This window comes from Hymenobacter fastidiosus (assembly GCF_039539565.1).
GTDB classification, from domain to species: Bacteria; Bacteroidota; Bacteroidia; order Cytophagales; family Hymenobacteraceae; genus Hymenobacter; species Hymenobacter fastidiosus.
Window position 1 is genome coordinate 1 of sequence record NZ_BAABDJ010000013.1, and the last position, 23,986, is coordinate 23,986.

Here is a 23,986-nt window from a genome sequence, read left to right on the forward strand (position 1 = left end):
TACACTCATGCGAACATGAGCTGATGTCGAGTGCTGATCCGACCCGGTAAAATGAGCTTCCTTAAAAGCCCTGTTACGCGTGTTCTACTTCGTCGTCCGAAGACAACCAAGTCTTACCAATTTGTCATTTCCAATCATTCAAAGAACGTCTGTCACTCCCTATTGGTGTGACGTTGTACCAACCCGTCCGGTTGGCTTGTCTCTCGCTTGCTACACCCCTTCCGTTGAAGCGGGCTGCAAAGGTAAGCAGCTTTTTGACTACCACAAGAAAAGAAACATCTTTTTTTCTTGCCCTGTTTTCCTTTTGCTCCTCTTCCTTCCGAAGCGGGCTGCAAAGGTAACTTCCTTTTCGGCCTTTCCAAGTAACAGAAGCAGTTTTTTTATTCCCTGCTTCCAGGGCTGATGCTGTTTCGCCCCCTTCCTCTTGAAGCTGGCTGCAAAGGTAAGTCGACTCGTTTCAACTTTCCTACTCCCGACTCACCTTTTTGTTTCACCCCCTACAGGATGAGCAAAACGATGGAAAACTACCGCAACCCTTCAAGACTGTTTTCCTTACCGCGTTTCGGTTAGGGAGGGCAAAGGTGCACGGTTTTTTCGGGCGAAGCAACAGCCCCATAATAATCCCCGGTTCATAAGAGTTCTTATCGTAGCCTGCCTTGCTAATTACTATTTGGCAAACAGACACTTAGCAACCCGATTGCGGCGGATAGCTACAGTAAAGAGTTCTGAATTTTCTTATCATTGGCGTTCAAACGGGCCTTTTAAACGCGAAAAAGCCGATGCAGCTGTCAGCTACACCGGCTCTCCTGAGATTGTGCTTTACTGCAGATGCAACGTGCTGACGCGGTCGGGACCCACGCTTACGATACGGATGGGCACCTGTAGGTGCTGTTCCAGGAAATGCAGGTAGTCTTTTAGCTCCGTCGGTAAAGACTCCGGATTGGATATGCTTTGTAAATCGACCTTCCAGCCGGGTAGCGTTACATAAACGGGTTGCATGGTTTGCAAGGCGTCCAGGTCGGGAAGCTTGTCGGTTGTCTCGCCTTCGGAGTTGCGGTAATGGGTGCAAACACGGATTTCATCAAAATCATCGAGCACGTCGGCTTTCATCAGATGCAGCTCGCTGACGCCGTTAAGCATAATAGTATAGCGCAGAGCGGGCAGGTCAATCCAGCCGCAGCGGCGCGGCCGGCCGGTCGTGGCCCCGAACTCACGGCCGGCAGTGCGGATTTGCTCCCCTACCTCATCATGAAGCTCGGTGGGGAATGGGCCGCTGCCAACGCGGGTGCAGTACGCTTTCGTAATGCCGAACACCTTATCGATGTGGCGGGGGGCAATACCAAGGCCGGTACAGGCACCGGCGACTACCGTGCTGGATGAGGTCACGAAGGGGTAGGTACCAAAATCAATATCCAGCAATGAACCCTGAGCGCCCTCCGCCAGAATCCGCTTACCCTGCTTGAGCAGGTCGTTCAGCAGATATTCAGTATCCGTCAGATTCAGGGTGCGCAGGTAGTCGATGGCGGAAAAGAAGTCTGCTTCAAACTCTTCGATTTCCAGTTCCCGGTTATGGAAGGCAGCAATAGACGCGTGGCGGGCCACCGCTTCCGCGTAGCGTTCCTTGAAATCGGGGAGCAGTACATCACCGATGCGCAGGCCGGTGCGGCCGATTTTGTCCTGGTAGGTGGGGCCGATTCCTTTGAGAGTAGAACCGATTTTGCCCCCGCCCCGGGCTTCTTCCAGAATCCGGTCGAGGGCGCGATGCGACGGCAGGATGAGCTGAGCCTTTTTGGAGATGTAGAGGTTGCGGGTGCCATCTACTCCCCTATCGGTGAGCTTCTGGAGCTCTACACGGAACACGACCGGGTCGAAAACCACGCCGTTGCCGACGACATTGATGATGTGCGGGTGGAAAATCCCCGATGGCACCTGGTGCAGGACGTGCTTGGTACCGTCGAAGGTGAGCGTGTGGCCGGCATTGGGGCCACCCTGGAAGCGGGCTACTACATCGTAGGTGGGAGCCAGGACATCGACAATCTTGCCTTTGCCTTCATCGCCCCATTGGAGGCCTACTAGTACGTCTACGGGCATTACTGCGGGGTTTTGAGTAACTCGGCGGCGGCCGATTCGCTTTCCGCAATCGTGAAGATGGCGTTGAGCTTGGTCAGGGCGAGCATTTTGCGAGGATGGTCGGCGGGGTTGATGAGGACCAACTCGCCCCCACGGCTGCGGAATTTGGTGAGCAAGGACACCAGCACCCCGATGCCGGTGCTATTGATATAGCGTACACCCGACAAGTCGATGGCGCAGAGCATCACGGAGTCGCCGAGATGCTCATCCACGGACTGGAGCAGTTGCTGGGTGTCGGGGCTACCGATCAGGTCGCCGGAAAGGCTGACGTGCAGAATGCCGTTGCTTACGGAGGATTCAGTTTTCATGCGTTGGCTGCGTGCGCGGCGGCTTTGGCGCGACAATCGCCACAGACACCATACAGGTTCAAAGAGTGGTGCAAGATATGGAAATTCAAAAGCTCGCCGACCATCGTCTGGATGCCATGAATGCGCGGGTCACAGAACTCAACGACTTTATGACACTCCGTACAGATGACGTGATCATGCTGCCGGTAGCCGTACGACTTCTCGTACTGAGCCAGGTTGCGCCCGAACTGATGCTTGCTGACCAGACCATGCTCTACCAGCAAATCGAGGGTATTATATACCGTAGCGCGACTCACCTGCAGGCCCTGGTGCTTCATGCCGGCAAATAGCTCTTCTACATCGAAGTGGCCGGTGCGGGAGTAGATTTCCTCCAGAATAGCGTAGCGCTCGGAAGTCTTTCGCAGCCCTTTGTTTTCGAGGTAAGCGGTGAATATTTTCCGTACCTCCGCAAACTTCTCTTTATCAAGCATTTTGTAACCTTATATATAAGGAGTGGCAAAGATAAGCAGAAATGAGAGTGAATCCAGCTTACCGCCCGCATTGGGGTTGAAGTCTTACAACCAATGGGCAAGCCTTTGGTGAGGGCCAATACCTGGAAAGAAGACTTAAATCGTCCGGCTACGCCGGTGTAACCCGGATGCAAGCCGCTTCACGGGCGCTTGACAAAACACTAAAGGGAGTATGCTCCACCAGCACTTTGTACCAATTAAGACTTTATAAACTTTTTAGAGCCTAGCTATCGAATCGCTCTACTAACAAGACCCCGTTTACCTTGCTCAAACGCTAAACGCTGGATGAGCTTAGTTAGGTGGGCCGTGTCGTTGACGTAAACAATAATGTGGCCCTCGAACATCCCGTCGTTGGAATCGATGGTAATGGAGCGCATGTTCACCTTGAGGCTGGTACTGATGATTTTGGTTACGTCGTTTACCAGGCCTACCCGGTCGGAGCCCTGAATGCGGATACCCGCCAGAAAGACCAGTTCCAGCTGATCGGTCCATTTAGCGCGCACGATGCGGTTACCATAATTCGACATCATCCCTACGGCCTTCGGGCAGGAAGTGCGGTGGATAACGATGCCCTCGTCGGTTTCGAAGCCGAACACGTCGTCGCCGGGAATCGGGTTGCAGCAGGGCGCGATGGTGTAGTCGAACTTATCGGTGTGCTCGCCGATGACGAGCATGTCGGCCCGCACCCCACGGATTTTCTGCACTTCCTTGTCGAACGTCCTGGCTTCGAGGATGGACGGCGGCCGCGGCGGCTCGATGGCCGGATCGAACAATTCTCCTTTTATTTCGCGCCCATCGATCTGGCCGGTGGCCAGGCGGAAGAAGAAATCCTGCGGATTGTAGATGTTGAAGTGGGCAAACAGTCGGTTCAGGTTATCCGGCGTTGATTCTACCCCCAGCAGTTCCAACCGCTTTTCCACGAGGTAACGGCCGTCTTCGGCTTTGTTGCGCTTGTCGTCGCGCAGGTACTCGCGGATTTTGTTGCGGGCCTTGGCGGTACTCACATATTGCAGCCACTCCTCGGTGGGCTTCTGCTTCTGCGAGGTCAGAATTTCGATCTGGTCGCCGTTGTGCAGCTGGTAGCTCAGCGGCTGCAGCTTCTGATTTACCTTGGCCCCGAGGCACTGCAGACCGATGTGGGTGTGAATCTCGAAGGCGAAATCCAGCGCCGTGGACTTTTCGGGCAGGATGACCAGCTTGCCTTTGGGCGTAAAGGCGTAAACTTCCTTCACGAACAGATTCTGGCGGAACTCGTCCATAAATTCCAGGGCGCTGGAGTTGTTGGTTTCGAGCATCTCCCGAACCTTGGCAATCCAGGCTTCCAGCGTCGATTCGGGCTGGGGCGTGCCGGTATCCTTATACTTCCAGTGGGCGGCGTAGCCTTTCTCGGCAATGTCGTCCATGCGGCGGCTGCGGATCTGCACTTCCACCCACTGCCCGGTGCGCGACATGACGGTGGTGTGCAGGCTTTCGTAGCCGTTGGCCTTAGGCGTGCTCACCCAGTCGCGCAGCCGGTCGGGGTTGGGCTGGTAGAAGTCCGTGACGATGCTATACACCTGCCAGCAGGCCGCTTTTTCCTGCTCCGGCGGCACGTCCAGAATCACGCGGATGGCGAACAGGTCGTACACTTCATCGAAGGTCACGTTCTGCTTGCGCATCTTCCTTAATATGGAGTAAATGCTTTTGGGCCGGCCCTTGATTTCGAAACTAAAGCCCTGCGCCTTCAGCTCCTCATCTACGGGCGCCACGAAGTCCTTGATGAAGCGGTTACGCGCCCCCCGGCTCTGGCGGACTTTGTTCGTCAGCTCGTTGAAGACTTCGGTGTCGGTATACTTCAGGTAGAGGTCCTCCAGCTCGCTCTTGATGGCGTAGAGGCCCAGGCGGTGAGCCAGCGGCGCGTAGAGGTAGCTGGTTTCGGAGGCAATTTTGAGCTGCTTGTGGCGGGGCATCGAGTCGAGCGTCCGCATGTTGTGCAGACGGTCGGCGAGCTTGATGAGAATCACGCGCACGTCTTCCGAGAGCGTGAGCAGCATCTTGCGGAAGTTCTCGGCCTGCTCGGAGGTGCCGTACTCAAACACGCCCGAAATCTTGGTCAGTCCGTCCACGATGCGGGCGACTTTGGCCCCGAACTCGCGCTCCACGTCGGCAATTTCCCAGGGCGTATCCTCTACCACGTCGTGTAGTAAAGCGGCCACGATGCTGGTCGTGCCCAGCCCGATTTCCTCCACCACAATCTGGGCCACGGCCAGCGGATGCAGAATGTAGGGCTCCCCGGACTTACGGCGCATTTCCTTATGGGCTTCCAACGACGTGTTAAAAGCCTTTTTAATCAACTTGGCGTCGTTGCCGGACAGGTAAGGCTTGGCCGTGCGCAGCAGGCGGCGGTACTGCCGCAGAATTTCGTTACGCTCTACTTCGGGGTCAATCAGGGTTGCCATGATACGGGGTGCGGCCCAGCAGGCCACGGGAACTGGATGATCGGTGCGAAAGTACTACAGCCCCGCCGGGGTTTAGGACCGGAACGCCGCTTTTATAACACCACAACCCGGAAAATAGCGCCAAATGGCATTCCCGCCGCTTCGGCCCATCTGTTTCCTGGCCCAATTTCGCGCTCCGATTTGAATTTTAACATTGCTTGCGTAGCTTTGCGCCCCCGAGGCAGACGGCCTCACCCGCGGATATGGCGAAATTGGTAGACGTGCCAGATTTAGGATCTGGTGCCGCAAGGCGTGTGGGTTCGAGTCCCTCTATCCGCACTTTTTAGTTTTTTTACCGCCTCAAGAACCCTCAACCCACCCGTTGGGGGTTTCTTTTTCACCGGCTGCGGCCGGCTGCTTTTCTTCGTTACCCTTAACCGACGCCCGTTTTGAATATCACCCTCGACAAAAACGACGACCAGCTTAGTGCCATCCTGACAGTACACCTGACGGAGGCTGATTACGCGGCCACCGTGGAAAACAAGCTGAAAGACTACAGCAAGAAGGCGCAGATCAAAGGGTTCCGGCCGGGTAAAGTGCCCGTGGCACTCGTGCGCAAGATGTATGGCAAAGGCATCCTGGCCGAGGAAATCAACGGCATGCTGGGCAAAGCCGTGGATGGCTACATCAAGGACAACAACATCAAAATCCTCGGCGAGCCCCTGCCCGTGCAGGTGACCGATATCGATTTCGACACCCAGAAGGAGTTTGATTTCAAGTTTGAGCTGGGCCTGCTGCCCGACTTCGAGCTGCCCGCCGACCAGACCCTGACCATCGACCGCCACCAGGTGAGCCTCGACGACAGCACGCTGGAAGAAACCTACGACCAGATCAACCGCCAGTTTGGCCAGAGCACCAACCCCGAGGTTTCGGAAGCCGGTGACTTCCTGTACGGCAAGCTGAAAAAGGCTGACGACGAGGCCTCCGAGCGCCCCGTGCTGATGCCTATTAATAAGGTGAAAAACGGCGCCGATAAGTTCGTGGGCGTAAAGCCCGCCGACGTTATCACCTTCGACCTGAAGGAAGCTTTCGACGGCGATGCTACGGCCATTGCGTCGTTCTCCGGCCTTTCGAAGGAGGAAGCCGCCAACATCAGCGGGGAGTACACGCTGACGGTGGAGAAAGTGAACCGCACCGAGAAGCCCGAGCTGGACCAGGAGCTATTCGACAAAGTATTCGGCAAGGACATCGTGACCTCGTCGGAAGAATTCGACACGAAAGTGCGCGAGACCATCCAGGAGAACTACGACCGTGAAGCCGAAGGCTTCGTGAACCGCCAGATCATCGACAAGATGGTGGAGGCTACGACCATCCAGATTCCAACCGAGTTCTTCAAGAAGTGGCTCTTGCGCGCTAATGCCGGCAAGCTGACCGCCGAGCAGATCGAAGAGCACTACAACGACTACGAGAAGGAGTTGAAGTGGTCGATGATCCGCAACAAGGTGGTGGAAGAGCAGGGGCTGAAGGTGTCGAACGACGAAATCGTGGAGCGCACCATGCAGAAGATCATGGGTCAGTTCAACCTGCCCGAAATCAGCGCCGAGCTGGAGGAGTCGGTGCGGGGTTTCGCCGACAACTTCCTGCGTCAGGAGAACGGTAAGAACTACGTGACCGAGTATGAAGCCATTCTGGCAGAGAAAGTGATTGAAAACCTGCGCGGCAAAGTTGTTGTTACTGACAACCCGATTTCGGCCCAGGACTTCCGGACTCAGAACGCTGGCTAACGCTTAGCGCTGCGGTTTTCAAACCAACAAAAAAGCCCTTACTTGCCGTCAGGGCTTTTTTGTTGCCCTCTGGTTTCGCTCTCAACTTCTCCCCCACTACTTTTTCCATCATGCTGAATAAACAAGAATTCCGCAAGTTCGCCGTCAAAGGCCAGGGCCTCAGCGGCCTGGGCGTGGACCAGTATCTGAACCACGTTGAAGGTCAGGTGCGCTCCGGGATGATGCTGCCCACGGGCATGACCCGCTCGGTGATTGAGGAGCGCCCCACGCGCTTCGCCGAAATCGACGTATTCTCCCGCCTGATCATGGACCGCATCGTGTTCCTGGGTACGGCCGTCGACGATTATATCGCCAACATCATCACCGCCCAGCTCCTCTTCCTGGAGTCGGCCGATGCCAAGAAGGACATTTTGCTCTACATCAACTCGCCCGGCGGCTCGGTGTACGCCGGCCTAGGCATCTACGACACCATGCAGTACGTGGGTCCGGATGTAGCCACGATCTGCACTGGTCTGGCCGCTTCGATGGGGGCGGTATTGCTGGCCGGGGGGGCCAAGGACAAGCGTTCGGCTTTGCCGCACGCCCGCGTGATGATTCACCAGCCTTCGGGTGGCGCGCAAGGCCAGTCGTCGGATATCGAAATCACGGCCCGCGAGATTCTCAAGCTCAAGAAGGAGCTCTACGACATCCTGGCCCAGCACACCGGCAAAACCTACCAGGAAATCCACGACAACTCGGACCGCGACTACTGGATGCGCGCCGACGAAGCCAAGGAGTACGGCCTGATCGACGAAGTGCTGGAGAAGAAAGTAGCGTAAGCAGCGTTTTCTTCTCATCCCCACATCGGCTGTCATCCTGAGCTTGCGAAGGACCTGCCTCCTGCCGCACTGCAACCTTTTTCAGTAAGCAAAGCCCTTTACTGGTATACGGTAAGGGGCTTTGTGCGTTGAAATGAGCGTTGTAGTGCAGCAAGAGGCAGGTCCTTCACTCCGCTACGCTGCATTCAGGATGACAGCTGAATTGGCGCCAAAAGCAACTTTTTTCCGCGCGTAGGGCGTTGGCCTTTTTGTACCTTTGAGGTAGTTGGATGAAAACCCGGCTTCCTTCCCCCTTTTTCTGAGAGTCCTAGAAATGGCAGATATAACGTGCTCCTTCTGCGGTAAGAGCAAAAAAGACGTCACGGTCATGATTTCCGGCATCAATGCCCACATCTGTGAGCGGTGCGTGGGCCAGGCCCAGCAAATCCTGAACGAGGAGAACAAGATTCGCTCGAACTCGAAGACGCCGAAGTTCAACCTCGTGAAGCCGCGCGAGATGAAGGACTACCTCGACCAGTACGTGGTGGGCCAGGACGAAGCCAAGAAGGTGATGTCGGTGGCCGTGTACAACCACTACAAGCGCCTGATGCAGCAGAAGCCCTCGACCAAGGACGACGTGGTGATTGAGAAGTCGAACATTATGATGGTGGGCGAAACCGGCACGGGCAAGACCTTCCTGGCCAAGATGCTGGCCAACATTCTGCAGGTGCCCTTCTGCATCGCCGATGCCACGGTGCTCACCGAGGCCGGCTACGTGGGCGAGGACGTGGAAAGCATCCTCACCCGCCTGCTCCAGGCCGCCGACTACAACGTGGAAGCCGCCGAGCGCGGCATCGTTTACATCGACGAAGTAGATAAGATTGCCCGCAAGAGCGACAACCCCAGCATCACCCGCGACGTGAGCGGCGAAGGCGTGCAACAGGCCATGCTGAAGCTGCTCGAAGGCACTACCGTTAACGTGCCCCCGCACGGCGGCCGCAAGCACCCCGAGCAGAAGATGATTACGGTGAACACCGAGAACATCCTGTTCATCTGCGGCGGCGCCTTCGTGGGCATTGAGCGCATCATCAAGAGCCGGCTGAACACCAAGCCCATGGGCTTCGCCAAGACGCTGCTCGACGACAAGGTGGACACCAACAACTTCCTGCGCTACGTGACGGCCATGGACCTGAAAGCCTTCGGCCTGATTCCGGAGCTCATTGGCCGCCTGCCGGTGCTCACTCACCTCAACCCGCTCGACCACGCCACGCTGCGCAAGATCCTGACCGAGCCGAAAAACTCGATTGTGAAGCAGTACAACCGTCTCTTCGAAATGGAAGGCGTGGAGCTGACCTTCACCGAGGAAGCCCTGGAGTACATCGTGGTGAAAGCCGACGAGTACCGCCTCGGCGCCCGCGGCCTGCGCAGCATCTGCGAAAGCATCATGACCGACGCCATGTTTGACATTCCGTCGGAAGCGGACGTGAAGGAGCTGGTGATTGATTTGGATTACGCCCAGAGCAAATTCGAGAAGTCGCCGCTGAAGCAGCTGCGGGCAGCGTAACGGGCGCAGGGTGAAGTAGCCGGATATCTTAATTTTACCGTCTATGAAAATCACGCTTGAAGTACCGGAAAACCGCGCTGGCTTTTTGCTGGAGCTGCTGCGGAATCTTCCCTACGTGACGCTGCGCGGGTAAGCGGCCAAGCGGCCGGGGCCGGACGAAACCGCTCACCTGCTGGCCTCACCAGCCAACGCCGCCCGTTTGCAGGCCGCCATTGAACGGGACCGGGAAGGCCAGCGTGAAACGCACGAGCTGCCCGCTGCGCGGTGACGCTAAGCGGGGATACCGCCGCCTGGGAAGGTTTTCAGTATTGGCTTGATACGGCCAAAGCCGTAGCCCGTAAAATCCGGGCGCTGCTTACAGAGTGCCTGCGCACTCCTACTACGGGCACCGGCCAGCCGGAAGCCCTCAAGCATGACTACGCCGGTTATTGGTCGCGCCGTATCAGCGATGAGCACCGCCTGGTATATCGCTTTGAGGCAAACCTGCTGCATATCATCCAGTGCCGCTACCACTACGCCCAATAAACAAGTTCGGCTGCTATAGTCCACCCCGCCGTCGCTCGGCTGGGCCGAGTGATTGCTACGCCGGAGCGGCTATGCCGCGAGCGTCCCGCGCCGGGTAGACTTGGGCGAACAGCGCCGCCGAATTCGCAGCACAGCTGCTCAAAGCGTGGTCGTCACCCGGCACAGCCGAGCGACGGCGGATGATCGGGATACGCTCCGGTCCGGCGGCTTTTTCAGCCGTCGGGCCGGTCGCAGCCACAACAACCCACCGGCATGAACCAATAGCCGCGACCTTCGACCGGCCCGACGGCTGAAGAAGCCGCCGGACCGGAGCCAATGACCGGCACCCCGATTCCGAAACCGCTATTGTTCAATTATAATGGGGTCTTATGCTGGCAAGAATACTTGCGCATTGCCTTCGTCAGGGACTATTACAGGCTATCTGTTACAAGTTCGCACGACGTAAATACGCTCCCCCCTTTCACGAAGCAACTCTTCTTCACTACCCCATCGACTAAAATCCTGGCTGTAAGAATTGATTCGGATACACTCGCGCTCATCTCCACGCGCACGCGTATCCGGTCAGCTGCTCCGAACTTTCCTAAGTCGTAGGTCTCATTTACCTGAGTGGAGTAGATGCGCGCAATAACCGCATTCTCAACGGGCGCACCTTTCGCTCCCGCATAGTCATAGGTTGAGTTGATAATGGCTGAACCACTTAGCATACTACTACCCGTAACCTGCACGCGCACCACGTACTCTTTGGGTTTGGGTTCTTCTTGCTTGGCCCGACTACAGCTGACGAACAGAGCAGGCAGCATAAACAGCAGCACAAGACGCGAGAGCAGGAAGCAGTAGTTCATAATACTAATATACTGCTGGAAGAGTAATCGAGCAAATACCTGGAGGCGGTAGCTCAAGGGTTTTGGCAGTGGGGCTACTGCCCCACTGCCCCCAAAATCCTGTAGGCTCCTTTTGGTAAAGGCGTCTGGTTCCGGATTCACGAAACGCATCCCTCCGCGCCATTTCCTGAACAATGAATCATAGATGGGTTTCCTAAACTAGCCTGGCCCTGCAGCGACTGGTTGACCACCAGGTACCGGGCCTGCTCTTGGAGTTTAGCACAAGGAGCGTTCGGTTTTCGAACATGCTGCTGCTGCATAGGGAAAGGCAGTACGTTATATTGCGCTTGTGAAAAAACTATTTATACCCTATTCCATTTTAATTCTGGGGAGTTTGCCCTTGCACTCCCACGCGCAAAGCACGCGCTTCGGCCTGAAAGCCGGCGTGAACTACAGCACTATGTACATTCCAAGCATTACGCGACCTGACCAGATACTGGGGCTGGCGGCGGGCGGGTTTGCGCAGGTGGCGCTGTCGCAGGACGGGTTCTTTCTGCTGCAGCCGGAATTACTCTACTCGGCCAAAGGCTCGGAAACAAGCTTCCAAGGGAGCACCTACCAGAACCGACTGCATTATCTGGAGCTGCCGGTCCTGGCTAAAATCAACGCCGATGGGTTTGTGTTCGAAGCCGGCCCCCAGCTCAGCTACCTGCTGGCAGCCCGCAACGAGAATGCAGCCGGCACCTCTACCGACCTATCCGGCTCTAACCGGTTGGCGGTGGGCGCGGTGGCCGGCGTGGGCTACCAACTACCGATGGGCCTGGGCCTCACGCTCCGCTATGCCAATGATTTGAGCCGTATCAGCAAGGAGGACCACGCAATACGTTGTATCAGCTACAGCTGAGCTACGCACTCCCCGGCAATTAACCTGCACTGTCAGTACTACAGACGCATAAAGGGCCGCTCGTAGAAGCGGCCCTTTATGCTTGGGGTTGTTACCGCACGGTTTATGGCGCTACCAGCAGCCTACAGGTTTGCACGGTTCCTTTCGCCTCCCGCCGTCGCTCGGCTATGCCGCGAGCGTCCCGCGCCGGGTAGATATGGGCGAACAGGGCCGCCGAATTCGCAGCATAGCTGCTCAAAGCGTGGTCGTCACCCGGCATAGCCGAACGCCGGCGGATGATCGGGGTACGCTCCGGCCCGACGGCTGAAAAAGCCGCCGGGCCGGTCGCTGCCAGAACAACCCGCCAGCATGAACCAATATCCGCGACCTTCGACCGGCCCGACGGCTGAAAAAGCCGCCGGACCGGAGCCGATGACCGGTACCCTGATTCCGAAACCGCTATAGTTCAATTATAATGGGGTCTTATATTGGCAAGAATACTTCCGCATTGCCTTCGGCAGAGGCTTTACAAACTATCTGTTACAAGTTCGCACGACGTAAATACGCTCCCCCCCTTTTACGAAGCAACTCTTCTTCTACTCTACCCCACTATTTTTACAGGTATCTGATAGCGAGCAACTTGCCTGATGAGCCAGTCCAATAAGGCTTCGACTAGTCGGGCTAGCTTGGTTCGGGCATCGGTGGCGGGGCGGGTGAGTTGGCGCACGATATTCAGGCCGTGGCGGCTCAGGCTCGTGGCCCGATAGCCATGGTTTTTGTGCGTCACTGGCGTGCGCCGGTCCGCCGCCTGGCCCACGCTCAGGCAAAAAGCATAGGCCAGGCTGACCAACGCGACGAGTTTACGCAGCTTGTCGTGCGAGCGCAAGTGGCTGTTTTCCAGGTTAAATCCCCGGCCTTTCAAATTCTGAAAGCACTGCTCTATCGTCCAGCGTTTGGCGTAGAACTGCCCCAGCGAAGTCAGGCCGGCCGTGCCAAAGAGAAAGAGAAACTCCCCTTCAGCCAGGGCCTTGACCCAGACTTGCCCCCACACGCCATCGACTTGCACGTGGGCAAAGCGGCGTACCTGCCCCACGGCCAGGCCCAGGTCGGCAATGGCGCGACGGCGGCCGCTCTGCTCGGTCAGCAGGTGGTGCTTGGGTAAGCGCATGACAAAATTCAAGCCGTTGTCTTTGAGCCACTTCAGCCAGACATGGCCCACAAATTCGCGGTCGCCCAGCACCAGGCCAATGCGCTCGCGGCACAGCACCGCCACGCAGACTTCGAGCACGGCCATGCGCTGGGCCGCGTTGGAGTTGCCGCTGCGATTGTCGAGCAGTTCCCAGTAGAGCGGCACGTGCCACGCGCCGCAGCCCACGGTGACGAGCAGGATATCGACCTGACACTGGCCGAAGTCCCATTCGGTGCGGTCCAGACACAGGCGCAGCTTGCCGGTGGCCGGTAACAAGCTGACCAGCAGCTGAACCAGCACCAGGTAGTCGAGCTCCACGTCGCGGAAGAAGTTCTGAATCCGGGTTTCATTCGAGGTGGGCTTGGCGGCATCGTTCAGGTGCTGGGCCACTTCGCAGAAGTGCACGTTTCGGCTCTTTATCAGGCCGATAACGAATTGCGCGATAAACTTTTGCCGCGACAGATGGCCCACCAGGGGCACGTGCTGTAAAACGGTCGTAATTTTGGCGATGAGGCGTTGCTTCACGGGGCGGGAGTGGCTTTTAGGTGTTGGAACCACAAAGGTCGGCCCGCCCCGGTTTTCGTCTGCAACCCCTTTAAACAGGCAGCAGAGGCCCTTTTCTGCTTGAAAATAGCTTTAAATAACTGTAAATCAACTAATTGAAAAATCGTAGGATAGAGTATGGCTCAGCATTTATAGTTATGTTTTTTCATTGGTGACGGAGCGGCTCCAGTCAAAACGCGTAAGAAGCCTTTTTATTCCGGCGCCTAGGGCACCAGTCTACGGCCTACGCAGCGGGGGGACCAGTTTCCACAGCTCGCCCTCTGCCTCATCCGTGACTACGTACAGCGCCCCGTCCGGCCCCTGCTTCACGTCCCGGATGCGTTGGTTGCGGTCGGATAGCAGCCGTTCTTCGCCCGTCACGCGGCCCTGCTCCAGTTGCAGCCGCACCAACTCCCGGTCTTTGAGCGCGCCCACAAACAAGTTGCCGCGCCACGCCGGAAAGGCATCGCCGGTATAGAATTGGGCCCCCGAGGGCGCAATCACCGGGTCCCAGTAATAGACGGGGTCAACATAACCTGATTTGGTCGTCGTGGCGTTCGGGATGGGCTCGCCCGAATATTCCTCGCCAAACGTGACCAGCGGCCACCCGTAGTTTTTGCCCCCTTCTATCCGGTTCAGCTCATCGCCGCCTTGCGGCCCCATGTCCACGGACCACAGCTGCCCCTGCGCATCGAAGGCGGTTGCCTGCACGTTGCGATGGCCCACCGTCCAGATTTCGGGGAGGGCCCCGGCCTGGCGGGCAAAAGGGTTATCCGGAGCGGGTTGGCCGTCGGGCGTGAGGCGGAGGATTTTGCCCATGTGGCTGTTCAGTTGTTGGGCCTGGGGTCGAATTTCCAGGTCGGAGCGCTCACCAAGGCTTACATACAGCATCCCGTCGGGCCCAAACGCCAGGCGGGAGCCAAAGTGCTTGTCGCCGTCGTAGGCCGGCATCGCCCGGAATATCACCCGCACGTGGCGTAGGCTCCGGCGGTCGGGGGACAGCACCCCTTTGGCCACACTCGTGGCGTTGCCGCGCCCGCCGCGGGGCTCGGAAAAGGACCAGTAAAGCGTCTGGTCCGTGGAAAAGGCCGGGCTGAGCGCGACATCGAGCAGGCCACCCTGTCCCGAGGCGTACACCGCGGGCAGGCCCTGGATGGGCGCGCCGACCTGCCCCTGGGCGGATACGATGCGCAGCCGGCCCGGTTTCTCCGTAATCAGCAGGTCCCCGTTCGGCAGCGGTTCGACCGCCCAGGGGGTTTGGAGTCCCGTGGCCAGCACGACCACGTCGAACGCCGCGGAAGAGGTGATGGGGCAGGCCCGGGTTTGGTCGGGGGTCGTGGGGCGCTGGCCGGGCACGTTGGCCGCCCGGGTTTCCAAGGGCGTGCAGCCGGTTTGGCCCGGGGCCTGCGCGGTAGTTTCCGTACCGAGGGCCTGCAGGCGCGTCTCCTGTCCGGAGTAGTGGCAGGCGGTCACGAGGCCTGCCAGCAACAGGGTGGTCGTACGGAACCGTTGGCGGCTATCCATGAGGGATTGGGTTAAAGGATACAAGCGGTTGCACGTCGACGCGCTGCCAGCAGCGGCACCAGCACCAAGGCGCTGGGGTGTCGCTCCGGTAGGGGAATCGCCTGGCGCCAGGCGGCAGGAGTTCGCTGGTATAACTACGCTTCGGATAGAGAATCGTTCCTCCTCCTCCCCAAATCCCCAAAGGCATGGGGTTCCCTTTGGTATACGGGGGGAAAGGAAACAATAACGCCCGCGGTACGAACGCGTGCCGCTTTGAGCAGGGGGAGCAACCGCTGCTGGAAGAGGAGCCGCTTTTTTGTAAAATAGGGTCCGATAAGCTTCTCTTATCGGTACTAAGAGCCCATCCGAATAGGCGAACAGCTTCATCCAAAAAGACAGTTGTACCACGTAATTCGGGCGCAGGCAAAATGGAGCATGGCCAGGTAGTTTTCGGGCTTTTTAGCCCAGCGGATGAGCAGGTGCCGGAAGCGGTTGAGCCAGGAACGGGTCCGCTCAACCACCCAGCGGCGGGCTTTCTGCCCCGCTTTTTTGACCTGGGCTTCTTCGCCCCGCGAGCGGATGTGGGCCGTGTAGCCCAGTGCGGCGACGATTTCGCGTACCTGCGTGTAGTCGTAGCCCGCATCCAGGCACAGGCCCTGCTCGCCACCGCCAGCCAGGTGGGCCTGTCGGGCCGCTTCCGCGGCGGGCGGCAAGCTGGTCAAGGTGCTTTCCGTCAGCTTCATGTCATGCCGGTTGGCTCCCTCCAGTACCAGGCCCACCGGGATGCCCCGCGCCTCGGTCAAAAGACTGCGCTTGACGCCGCCTTTGCCGCGGTCCGTGGGGTTGGGCCCGGTTTTTTTCCCCGCCCAACGGCGCTTTGTGCAGCGAGCCGTCGAGAGCCATCCAGTCAAAGTCGAGGCCAATCAGGTCCTCGTAGTCCTGTAGGGCCTCGTTCCAGAGCCGGGCAAAGACGCCGTCCTGCGCCCACGCTTGAAACCGACTATGGGCCGTACTGCTCGAACAAATGCCGGTCGCGCTCAAGGCTTTCCACTGGCAGCCCGTGCGCAACACAAAGAAAATCCCGTCCAATACCTGCCGGTCCGGCACCCGCAGCCGGTGGCAGCCCAAAGGATGCGCCTTCGGTACGTGAGTGGGTAGATGGGGCGACAACCGCGCCCACAGCGTGTCGGAAATGCGAAATTCTTGAACCGTAGCCATACCCCAAAAATACCACTTCTTTTTGCCTATTCGGATAGGCTCTTACTATGGTTTTTGGCTATGCCCGCGTCAGCACTGCCGACCAGCAGCTGCACTTGCAATTGGACGCCTTGCAGCAGTACGGCTGCACGGATATCCGACACGAAAAGGTTTCTTCCGTGAAGGAGCGCCACGCCCTCCAACAATTGCTCCGCCAGCTGCGGGCGGGAGATACCTTGGGGGTGTGGAAGCTCAACCGGCTGGGCCGCTCCCTCAAAGACCTGGTGACGCTGGTAGCGGGATTTCAGCAGCAGGGTGTCCACTTCATCAGCTTGCAGGACCACCTGGACACGACCACCGCCCAGGGCCGGCTCATGTTCAACTTGTTTGCCTCCCTGGCCGAGTTTGAGCGCGACATCATCCGCGAGCGTACCCGCGCGGGGCTGACGGCCGCCCGGGCCCGGGCCCGGCAGGGCGGCCGACCCCAAAGGATTGTCGAAGGAAGCGCTGTCCAAAGCCCGGGCCGCGAAAACGCTGTATCTGCAACAAGATAAGCCGGTCGCTGAAATCGGGTAATTGCTGGGAGTCGGGCGGGCTACCATCTACCGCTACTTGGCCTACCTGGGGGTGGCGACGGGCTCTAAAGAAGCCGCCGGGTAAGATGTTTGTGGGTATTGCCGATTGGAAGGTGCCAGCCATTCGGATACAGCGCCTTCCCTGCGGGGCTTGCATTTTGCAACTTCGTTACTTTTGCAGTTGTTTAGTGATTAAGCACGGTCCCCCGATAGTGAACAGGTCGTTAGTTTTTGTTTCATTCCCCTCGTATGTCCACTTCCGACGAGCGCATTGCGCAAGCCTTAACGAACCACTCTTTGCGCAAAACCCCCGCGCGCCGCGCGGTGCTTCAGGCCTTGGCGGACTCCCCCTTTGCCCTTTCGGGCAGCGACATTGAGCGGCAAATTGGCCCCAATACGGACCGTATCACGCTTTATCGCACCCTAAAATCGTTTGAGGAAAACGGCTTGATTCACCGGGTCATCGACTCGACCGACATCATTCGGTATGCGTCGTGCTCCATTGAGTGCAGCGCCCAGGCGCATTTCGATAACCATGTCCATTTCAAATGCACGGCCTGTCAGCACATTTACTGCCTCAACCAGGTGGCCATTCCGGCCGTGACGCTGCCCGATAAGTTTGAGGCCACTACCCGTGACTACCTGCTGGCCGGCGTGTGCCGGGCCTGCCACCCGGCCTAGGTCGGATGAGGAACAACATTGGTCATTTGCCGCCCAACCGCCCCGGTTGAGGCGGCTTTTTTGTGGGCTGTGGACGCACCATTTGCCCACAACGGCCATATCCTGCGGCTGCCCGGCCCGCCCCCCAAAACGCTGGCGGCGGCAGTAGCGACGCAAGCGCTGCCCAAAAGCGTGCCTTTGCTGGTACTGGCCGACTACCTGAGCGGGCACCAGCGCGAAGCCCTGGGTACGATGCGGCGCGGCGGCCACACCGGGCGGCCTTACCGGGCTAGCGGTGGAAAACGTGGCCTACGCCCTGGTCATCGTGCTGCTTACCGCCTGGTCGTGCAGCCGGAGCCAGGCGCGGGTATTGCAGGCGACTTGATATTTTATTTGCAACAACATTGCATTTAAGACAGCGGCGAGTATTTTTGCATTTGTAAAAAATCACAAGCGCAACGGCTATTGATAAAGCGGTATTGCGACGTTATTGGGGTGTTTCGGCTCAAATGCGACGGAAGCCCCCCCGCAAACTACGGCGGGCTTATGAGAGCCGACTGCCAGTAGATATGTATAGTAGTTGCATATACCCTTTCACTTGTTATTTCCCGACGCCGTGCGACACTTTTTCTGGCTCATGGCCTGCCTGCTGGGAGCGGGGTTGCCAGCGGCCGCGCAGCCGTCGGGGCCTGCGGCGGCCGTGGTGGGCACGGTAGTGGCCCCCGATGGGACTCCGCTGCCCGGTGCCTCCGTGCGGCTGCGCGGCACCCGCTACGCCTGTGCCAGCGACGCGGCGGGCCACTACGAACTGCTGGCGGTGGTGCCGGCCAGCTACGACCTGGATGTGACGTTTGTGGGCTGTGAGCCGCTGACGCGCCGCCTGGTGCTGCGCCCCGGCCAGACGCTGCGCCTCGGGCTGACGCTGCGCCCCGCCGCGCAGGAGCTTAGCACCGTGCAGGTGCAGGGCCAATCCGAAGCAACGACCTTGCGCAACGGCGCCCAGGCCGTGGCCGTGCTCGACCTGCGGCCCTACTACGGCCAGGCTTTCGGGCTGACCGAGCTGGTGAACCGGGTGCCGGGCGTGCGCATTCGCCAGGACGGCGGGCTGGGCAGCAACGCCAACCTCTCACTGAACGGGCTGGGCGGCAAGCAGGTCCGCGTGTTTCTGGACGGCATTCCGCTGGAATTCTACGGCCGGGGGCTGGGTCTGAACGTGCTGCCGGTGAGCCTGCTGGAGCGGGTGGAAGTGTACCGGGGCGTGACGCCGGTGAGCCTGGGGGCCGACGCGCTGGGCGGGGCCCTGAACGTGGTGACGCGCCGCGAGCAGTTCTCCTACCTCGATGCCTCCTACGAATTGAGCGCTTTCAACACCCACAAAGCGGCGCTAAACGGACGCTACGTGTTGCCCGCCAGCGGCTTTTACGTGGCTGGCAATGGCTTTTACAACCGCGCCGATAACGATTATCAGGTGCAGGCCGAAGTCATTAGCCCGGTGGGCACGCCGGAAAAGCAGACGGTGCGGCGCTTCCACGACCGGTTCAGCAGCGCGTTGGGCCGGGTCGAAATCGGCTGGCAGGACCGGCTCTGGGCCGACAAGCTGGCCCTGACCGTATTCGGGGCCGGGGTGGACAAGCAGCTGCAACACAACGTGCAGATGCTGCAGGCCTACGGCGCGGCCCGCTACGCCGAAACCAGCGCCGGGGCCGCGCTCAGCTACCAGAAAACCGCGCTGCGGCCGGGCCTCGACGTGCGGGCCTACGCCGGCTACACCCGCGTGCGGGGGGCGCTGACCGACACGAGCCGCAACATCTACAACTGGGATGGCCGCATCACGGAGCGGCGGTCCGTCAGCTCGGGCGAGATTGTGGGCATCGGCAGCTTGCTCGCGCTGACTTCGCACACCGGCATGGCCCGGCTGAACGCCACCCAGGCGCTGGGGGTCGGCCGCCGACTGGTGGCCAACGTGCTGGGCAGCTCCTTCCGGCGGGCGGGCGCCGATGCCATCATCGCCGCCCGCCAGGAGCGCGACTACGCCCGCGACGCGACCACGCTGCGCAAGCTGGTGGCCGGCCTGGCCTACGAGCACGACTGGGCCGGCGGGCGCTGGGGCAGCAGCACGGCCGTGAAGTATTTCGGCTACCAGTCCGGCGGCTTCGGCAAGCAGGACAGCGGCCTGTACCTCGAAACCCGGCAGGCCCGGCAGTGGCTGGGGGCCAACCAGCTGCTGCGCTGGCAGCCCGCGCCGGCCTGGGTGCTGAAAGGCAGCTACGAGTACGCGGCCCGCCTGCCCGACGAATACGAGCTGTTCGGCGACGGCGTGCTGGTGCGCGCCAACCCGGCCCTGCAAGCCGAAACCAGCCACAACGCCAACCTGGAGGTGCGCTACGCCCGCCCCACGTGGAGCGCCGAAGTGGGCGGCTTTCTGCGGGCGGCCGACAACGTGATTTACCAGCCGCCGTCCATCCGCGACACCCAGAACCAGAACCTGCTGAAGGCCCGCACCCTGGGGGCCGAAGCGGCGGTGCGCTACGCCCCGGTGCCAGCGCTCAGCCTGACCCTGAACGCCACGTACCAGGACGTGCGCAGCCGCACGCCGCTGGGCCAGAGCGGGGCCGCCGATGCCCGGTATTTCAACGCCCGGATGCCCAACCTGCCCTATTTCTTCGGCAACGCCGAGGTGCAGCTCAGCCGGGCCAACGTGGGCGGGGCGGGCCGCCGCCTGAGCGCCTGGTACCAGGCCAGCTACGTGCAGGCCTTCTACCTGTACTGGGCCACCGACGGGTTTGCGGCCACCAAGGCCACCATCCCGGGCCAGCTGGTGCAGCACCTGGGCCTGAGCTACGCCCTGGCCGGCGAGCGGCTCACCCTCAGCGCCGAAGTCCACAACCTGGCCGACGCCCCGGCCTACGACAACTTCAACGTGCAGCGCCCCGGCCGCTCCGGCCACCTGAAGCTGCGGGCGTTTCTGCGCAAAAGCAGCTAGCGGCGGGGCCTGATTTCATCACTCCTCAAAAAAGCATTTTCCATTTTTTCTTACCCATTCAATTGCCCATTCAACCACATGCACACTTCCTACTTCCAAAGCCGGCTCCTGACCGGCACCCTGGCCGCCGCGACGCTCCTGCTCGGGGCCTGCGACAAAAACAAGACCGACGACAGCAAGCCCACCGTGGCTGCCAACTACGCCATGAGTACCGTGGGCGGAGCTTTTCCCAGCCAGACCACCTACATCCAGGGCCTGACCGACCTGAACGCGGCCACCCTCGACACCAAGAACGCGACGGAGCAGGCCAGCTTCGCCGCCATGTGGCACTACAAGCAGGCGCTGTACATGTCGAAATTCAGCGCGCCGGCCACGCTCACCAAGTACACCTTCGACCCCGCCACGGGCCGGCCCGTGGAGGCCGGCCGGCTGGTGGTGCCGGGGGCCAATACCTTTTCCGACGTGCAGTTCATCAGCGAGACCGAAGCCTACGCCTCGGTGGGCGGGGGCCTGGCCCGGCTGGTAAAATTCAACCCCACGACGTTCGTGACGACGGGTGAGGTGGACCTGACCCGGCTCCAGAAGCCGGGGGCCCGCCGGGTGTATTACCTGGGCTCGATGGTGCGCGACACCAAGCTGTTTTGGGGCGTGTACTACGAAACCCCCTCGTTTGCCTCGCTCACCGACTCGGCCCACGTGGCCGTGATTGACCTGCCCACCGGCCGCCTGGAAAAGGTGATTGCCGACCCGCGCACGGGCACCGTGTTTTCCTCGGGCGCCATTTCGTGCTTCAGCAAGGATGCCAACGGCGACATCTACGTGCAGGGCGACGGCACGAGCCGGGTGCCGAGCGGCGTGCTGCGCATCAAGGCCGGCGAAACCCGCTTCGACCCCGCGTATTTCTTCGACCTGAAGGCCGTCACCGGCAAGGACTGCAAGGGCCTCTACCTCTTTGGCAACGGCCTGGCCTTCACCACCCGCATCGAGGACCCCACGGACTCGTACGAATTCAGAGGCCCGAATTACCGCTACTACCGGCTGGATTTGAACGCCCGCACCTCCGGCGGCGCGCTGCCCGGCCTGCCGCTGATTTTCGGCTCGCAGTCCTCGCTGATGCGCAAGTTCGACGACCAGAACCTGCTGCTGAGCGTGAACACCCGCACGCAGAACAGCCTCTACCAGTACAAGCTCAGCGACGGCACCATCAGCAAGAAAATGGACGTGCCGGGTTTGCTCACGGGCCTGGCCAAGCTGAATTAATTATGCTCGAAGCCCGCGACCTGACCAAGCGCTACGGCGACTTCACGGCCCTGCACCCGCTGAACCTGACGGTGCGGCCCGGCGACATCTACTGCCTGCTCGGGGCCAACGGGGCCGGCAAGTCCACGACCATCAACCTGTTCCTGGACTTCATCGAGCCCAGCGGCGGGGCGGCTTTCATCAACGGCCTGGCCGTGCGCGAGCACGGGCCGGCCACGAAGCAGCAGCTGGCCTACATCCCCGAGAACCTGATGCTCTACCCCGACCTGACGGGGCTGGAAAACCTGGATTTCTTCTGCGGCCTGGCCGGCAAAGCGCATTCCAAAACCGAATTGCTCACGCTGCTGCACGAAGCCGGGCTGCCGGAGGGCTTTGCCCAACGGCGGGTAGCGGCCTACTCGAAAGGGATGCGCCAGAAAGTGGGTATTGCCCTGGCCGTGGCCAAAGATGCCAAAGTATTGCTGCTGGATGAGCCCACCTCGGGCCTCGACCCCAAGGCCAGCAACGAATTCTCGGCGCTGCTGCTGCGCCTGCGCGAGCGGGGCGTGGCCACGCTCATGGCCACCCACGACCTGTTCCGGGCCCGCGACACGGGCACCCACATCGGCATCATGAAGGAAGGCCGGCTACTCGAATCTTTCGGGGCCAGCAGTGTGGACTACAACGAGTTGGAGGAGCTGTATTTGCAGCACATGCACGCTTGAAAGAGAATTAAAAATTGAATTGCCCGTCATGCTGAGCTTGTCGAAGCATCTCTACCGCTTCGGCTGCACGGTATTGCAACGAAGCGGTAGAGATGCTTCGACAAGCTCAGCATGACGGTCAATAACACAGTTCAGTTGAAACGGGTGAGATGCTTCGACAAGCGGACGCCAGATGAAGCATGACCGTTCTCTTATCAACATCAACCATGATACTACGCCGCATCATCTTCAAGGAAGTCCGGGCGGCCATCCGTAACCGGCAGGTGCTGCTTTTCGGGCTGGTGGTGGCGGGGCTGCTGCTGGCGGCCAGCGCGGTGGGCTACGTGAGCTTCGACCGGCAACGGGCCCAGATGGCGCGGGCCCAGGCCGAGCGCCGGGCCGAGTGGCTGGGCCAGGGCGAGAAGCACCCGCACATCGCCACGCACTTCGGCACGTTCGTGTTCAAGCCCAAAACCGGGCTGAGCTTTTTCGACTACGGGCTGGAAGCCTACACCGGCACGTCGGTGTACCTGGAGGCGCACTACCAGCACGAGTTCATGTTCCGGCCGGCCCAGGACTACTCGGCCCTGATTCGGTTCGGGGAGCTGTCGGGGGCGCTGGTGCTGCAGGTGCTGCTGCCGCTGCTCATCATTTTTCTGTGCTTCGGGGCCTTCACCCAGGAGAAGGAAAGCGGCACGCTGCGGCTGGCGCTGAGCCAGGGCGTGAGCCGGCGGCAGCTGGCCTGGGGCAAGGTGCTGGCCTACTACGGCATCGTGCTGGCTTTGCTGGTGCCCACGCTGGCAGTGGCCCTGGGCGGGGCGTTCTGGCAGGCCGGCCTGCCCTGGACCGGCGATTTGGCCCGGCGGCTGGTGCTGCTGGCCGGGGGCTACGCGGGCTACTTTTTCGGGTTCGTGTGTTTGGGCGTGCTGGTATCGGCCTGGGCCACTTCTTCGCGCAACGCCCTGCTGGCCCTGCTCACGGTCTGGATAGGCTTCGTTATTATCCTGCCCAAAACGGCCGCCGCGCTGGGCGACAACCTGCACGCGCTGCCTTCGATGCAGGCCTACCAGCAGGGCATCAGCCGCGACATGGACCACGGCCTGCCCGGCGACACCACCAAGGCCGGCCGCAGCGCCCGGCTGACGCGCACCTACCTGACCCGCTACCGCGTCGACTCGGTGCAGCAGCTGCCGCTGAACGTGGAATGGGTGACGGCCCAGGCCGGCGAGGACTACCTGGACCGGGTGCAGACCCTGCACCGCGACAGCCTGCGCCAGACCCTGGAACGCCAGAACCGCCTGAGCACCTACGCCAGCTTCGCCGACTCCTACCTGGCCCTGCGCAACCTGAGCATGGCCCTGACCGGCACCGACCTCTACGCCAGCCTCGACTTTCAGCGCCAGGCCGGGGCCTACCGGCTGGGCCTCATCCGCACCCTCCACGCCGACGCGGCGCAGAACTCGAAATACGGCCAGTTTTACGAGTACCACCCCGGCCGCGCCCTCTGGACTGCCGTCCCCGACTTCACCTACCAGCTGCCCGCCGTGGGGCCGGCGCTCCGGCCTTATGGCCTGGAAATCGGGGCGCTGCTGCTGTGGGTGCTGGGGCTGCCGCTGGCCCTGCATTTTTCCGTCAACCGCTTTCCGCTCTAGCCC

General features: G+C 60.2%; 20 protein-coding genes and 1 tRNA gene. 13 read left to right on the top strand and 8 right to left on the bottom strand.

Translation table 11 applies throughout. From position 1 onward, the window contains the following. Nucleotides 1-819 precede the first annotated feature (819 nt). The 4 genes from ABD833_RS08295 to ABD833_RS08310 form a co-directional block, all read right to left on the bottom strand. Nucleotides 820-2,091 (bottom strand): adenylosuccinate synthase, encoded by a 1,272-nt coding sequence (locus ABD833_RS08295; protein WP_345072258.1) that lies wholly within the window; start codon nucleotides 2,089-2,091, stop codon nucleotides 820-822. After that, nucleotides 2,091-2,438 (bottom strand): STAS domain-containing protein, encoded by a 348-nt coding sequence (locus tag ABD833_RS08300; protein WP_345072260.1) that lies wholly within the window; start codon nucleotides 2,436-2,438, stop codon nucleotides 2,091-2,093. Before ABD833_RS08300 ends, ABD833_RS08295 begins: the two co-directional genes overlap by 1 nt. Next, on the bottom strand, nucleotides 2,435-2,908 hold the full coding sequence (locus ABD833_RS08305; protein ID WP_345072262.1) for a Fur family transcriptional regulator: 474 nt from the start codon (nucleotides 2,906-2,908) through the stop codon (nucleotides 2,435-2,437). Before ABD833_RS08305 ends, ABD833_RS08300 begins: the two co-directional genes overlap by 4 nt. 266 nt (nucleotides 2,909-3,174) lie before the next feature. Next, entirely contained in the window at nucleotides 3,175-5,385 is a 2,211-nt protein-coding gene (locus tag ABD833_RS08310; RefSeq protein WP_425553595.1) for a RelA/SpoT family protein, read from the bottom strand. Nucleotides 5,386-5,621: 236 nt separating this feature from the next. Here ABD833_RS08310 and ABD833_RS08315 point away from each other — a divergent pair. The 5 genes from ABD833_RS08315 to ABD833_RS08335 all read left to right on the top strand — a co-directional run bounded on the left by ABD833_RS08315 (nucleotide 5,622) and on the right by ABD833_RS08335 (nucleotide 10,034). After that, a tRNA-Leu gene (locus tag ABD833_RS08315) sits at nucleotides 5,622-5,703 on the top strand. A 110-nt stretch (nucleotides 5,704-5,813) separates the two neighbouring features. Further along, nucleotides 5,814-7,148 (top strand): trigger factor, encoded by a 1,335-nt coding sequence (gene tig / locus ABD833_RS08320; protein WP_345072264.1) that lies wholly within the window; start codon nucleotides 5,814-5,816, stop codon nucleotides 7,146-7,148. Nucleotides 7,149-7,258: 110 nt separating this feature from the next. After that, nucleotides 7,259-7,966 (top strand): ClpP family protease, encoded by a 708-nt coding sequence (locus tag ABD833_RS08325; RefSeq protein ID WP_135499643.1) that lies wholly within the window; start codon nucleotides 7,259-7,261, stop codon nucleotides 7,964-7,966. A 313-nt stretch (nucleotides 7,967-8,279) separates the two neighbouring features. Continuing rightward, nucleotides 8,280-9,509 (top strand): ATP-dependent Clp protease ATP-binding subunit ClpX, encoded by a 1,230-nt coding sequence (gene clpX / locus ABD833_RS08330; protein WP_345072266.1) that lies wholly within the window; start codon nucleotides 8,280-8,282, stop codon nucleotides 9,507-9,509. A 264-nt stretch (nucleotides 9,510-9,773) separates the two neighbouring features. Continuing rightward, nucleotides 9,774-10,034, top strand: a complete 261-nt coding sequence (locus ABD833_RS08335) for a Txe/YoeB family addiction module toxin (protein ID WP_345072268.1) — start codon at nucleotides 9,774-9,776, stop codon at nucleotides 10,032-10,034. 410 nt (nucleotides 10,035-10,444) lie between these two features. On the opposite strand, the gene ABD833_RS08340 is transcribed toward ABD833_RS08335, so the two are convergent. Next, nucleotides 10,445-10,876, bottom strand: coding sequence for a hypothetical protein (locus ABD833_RS08340; RefSeq protein ID WP_345072270.1), 432 nt, complete (start codon nucleotides 10,874-10,876; stop codon nucleotides 10,445-10,447). A gap of 373 nt (nucleotides 10,877-11,249) precedes the next feature. Between ABD833_RS08340 and ABD833_RS08345 the strand changes: the two genes are divergently transcribed. Further along, on the top strand, nucleotides 11,250-11,759 hold the full coding sequence (locus ABD833_RS08345; protein ID WP_345072272.1) for a porin family protein: 510 nt from the start codon (nucleotides 11,250-11,252) through the stop codon (nucleotides 11,757-11,759). A gap of 580 nt (nucleotides 11,760-12,339) precedes the next feature. Here the strand turns inward: ABD833_RS08345 and ABD833_RS08350 are convergent. From ABD833_RS08350 to ABD833_RS08360, 3 genes are all read right to left on the bottom strand, one after another. Then, entirely contained in the window at nucleotides 12,340-13,452 is a 1,113-nt protein-coding gene (locus ABD833_RS08350) for an IS4 family transposase (RefSeq protein WP_345072274.1), read from the bottom strand. A 255-nt stretch (nucleotides 13,453-13,707) separates the two neighbouring features. Next, nucleotides 13,708-14,994 carry a PQQ-dependent sugar dehydrogenase gene (locus tag ABD833_RS08355; protein ID WP_345072275.1) on the bottom strand — a complete coding sequence of 429 codons (1,287 nt, stop codon included), beginning with the start codon at nucleotides 14,992-14,994 and terminating at the stop codon, nucleotides 13,708-13,710. A gap of 362 nt (nucleotides 14,995-15,356) precedes the next feature. After that, nucleotides 15,357-16,191 (bottom strand): IS5 family transposase gene (locus ABD833_RS08360; protein ID WP_425553596.1). Its coding sequence is split into 2 segments (ribosomal slippage): nucleotides 15,357-15,834 and nucleotides 15,833-16,191, totalling 837 coding nucleotides; the frame shifts between segments, so codons are not numbered across the junction. A 47-nt stretch (nucleotides 16,192-16,238) separates the two neighbouring features. Between ABD833_RS08360 and ABD833_RS08365 the strand changes: the two genes are divergently transcribed. The 7 genes from ABD833_RS08365 (at nucleotide 16,239) to ABD833_RS08395 (ending at nucleotide 23,983) form a co-directional block, all read left to right on the top strand. Further along, complete coding sequence (locus ABD833_RS08365) at nucleotides 16,239-16,724, top strand: recombinase family protein (protein WP_345072278.1); 486 nt, start codon at nucleotides 16,239-16,241, stop codon at nucleotides 16,722-16,724. 270 nt (nucleotides 16,725-16,994) lie between these two features. Then, nucleotides 16,995-17,426, top strand: coding sequence for a Fur family transcriptional regulator (locus ABD833_RS08370; protein WP_345072280.1), 432 nt, complete (start codon nucleotides 16,995-16,997; stop codon nucleotides 17,424-17,426). Between the two features lie 69 nt (nucleotides 17,427-17,495). Continuing rightward, on the top strand, nucleotides 17,496-17,819 hold the full coding sequence (locus ABD833_RS08375; protein WP_345072281.1) for a hypothetical protein: 324 nt from the start codon (nucleotides 17,496-17,498) through the stop codon (nucleotides 17,817-17,819). A 202-nt stretch (nucleotides 17,820-18,021) separates the two neighbouring features. Further along, nucleotides 18,022-20,388, top strand: a complete 2,367-nt coding sequence (locus tag ABD833_RS08380) for a TonB-dependent receptor domain-containing protein (protein WP_345072282.1) — start codon at nucleotides 18,022-18,024, stop codon at nucleotides 20,386-20,388. A gap of 78 nt (nucleotides 20,389-20,466) precedes the next feature. Then, the gene (locus ABD833_RS08385) at nucleotides 20,467-21,648 is read left to right on the top strand and encodes a hypothetical protein (protein ID WP_345072283.1); all 1,182 of its coding nucleotides are present in this window, start codon (nucleotides 20,467-20,469) and stop codon (nucleotides 21,646-21,648) included. A gap of 2 nt (nucleotides 21,649-21,650) precedes the next feature. After that, nucleotides 21,651-22,352, top strand: a complete 702-nt coding sequence (locus ABD833_RS08390; protein ID WP_345072284.1) for an ABC transporter ATP-binding protein — start codon at nucleotides 21,651-21,653, stop codon at nucleotides 22,350-22,352. 206 nt (nucleotides 22,353-22,558) lie between these two features. Further along, complete coding sequence (locus ABD833_RS08395; RefSeq protein WP_345072285.1) at nucleotides 22,559-23,983, top strand: ABC transporter permease subunit; 1,425 nt, start codon at nucleotides 22,559-22,561, stop codon at nucleotides 23,981-23,983. Nucleotides 23,984-23,986 lie beyond the last annotated feature (3 nt).

What these genes read in the sequence shown, in the direction of transcription:
- ABD833_RS08295 (WP_345072258.1), bottom strand. Translation starts at nt 2,091, where the DNA reads ATGCCCGTAGACGTACTAGTAGGCCTCCAATGGGGCGATGAAGGCAAA.
- ABD833_RS08300 (WP_345072260.1), bottom strand. Translation starts at nt 2,438, where the DNA reads ATGAAAACTGAATCCTCCGTAAGCAACGGCATTCTGCACGTCAGCCTT.
- ABD833_RS08305 (WP_345072262.1), bottom strand. Translation starts at nt 2,908, where the DNA reads ATGCTTGATAAAGAGAAGTTTGCGGAGGTACGGAAAATATTCACCGCT.
- ABD833_RS08310 (WP_425553595.1), bottom strand. Translation starts at nt 5,385, where the DNA reads ATGGCAACCCTGATTGACCCCGAAGTAGAGCGTAACGAAATTCTGCGG.
- ABD833_RS08325 (WP_135499643.1), top strand. Translation starts at nt 7,259, where the DNA reads ATGCTGAATAAACAAGAATTCCGCAAGTTCGCCGTCAAAGGCCAGGGC.
- clpX (WP_345072266.1), top strand. Translation starts at nt 8,280, where the DNA reads ATGGCAGATATAACGTGCTCCTTCTGCGGTAAGAGCAAAAAAGACGTC.
- ABD833_RS08340 (WP_345072270.1), bottom strand. Translation starts at nt 10,876, where the DNA reads ATGAACTACTGCTTCCTGCTCTCGCGTCTTGTGCTGCTGTTTATGCTG.
- ABD833_RS08355 (WP_345072275.1), bottom strand. Translation starts at nt 14,994, where the DNA reads ATGGATAGCCGCCAACGGTTCCGTACGACCACCCTGTTGCTGGCAGGC.
- ABD833_RS08365 (WP_345072278.1), top strand. Translation starts at nt 16,239, where the DNA reads ATGGTTTTTGGCTATGCCCGCGTCAGCACTGCCGACCAGCAGCTGCAC.
- ABD833_RS08370 (WP_345072280.1), top strand. Translation starts at nt 16,995, where the DNA reads ATGTCCACTTCCGACGAGCGCATTGCGCAAGCCTTAACGAACCACTCT.
- ABD833_RS08385 (WP_345072283.1), top strand. Translation starts at nt 20,467, where the DNA reads ATGCACACTTCCTACTTCCAAAGCCGGCTCCTGACCGGCACCCTGGCC.
- ABD833_RS08390 (WP_345072284.1), top strand. Translation starts at nt 21,651, where the DNA reads ATGCTCGAAGCCCGCGACCTGACCAAGCGCTACGGCGACTTCACGGCC.
- ABD833_RS08395 (WP_345072285.1), top strand. Translation starts at nt 22,559, where the DNA reads ATGATACTACGCCGCATCATCTTCAAGGAAGTCCGGGCGGCCATCCGT.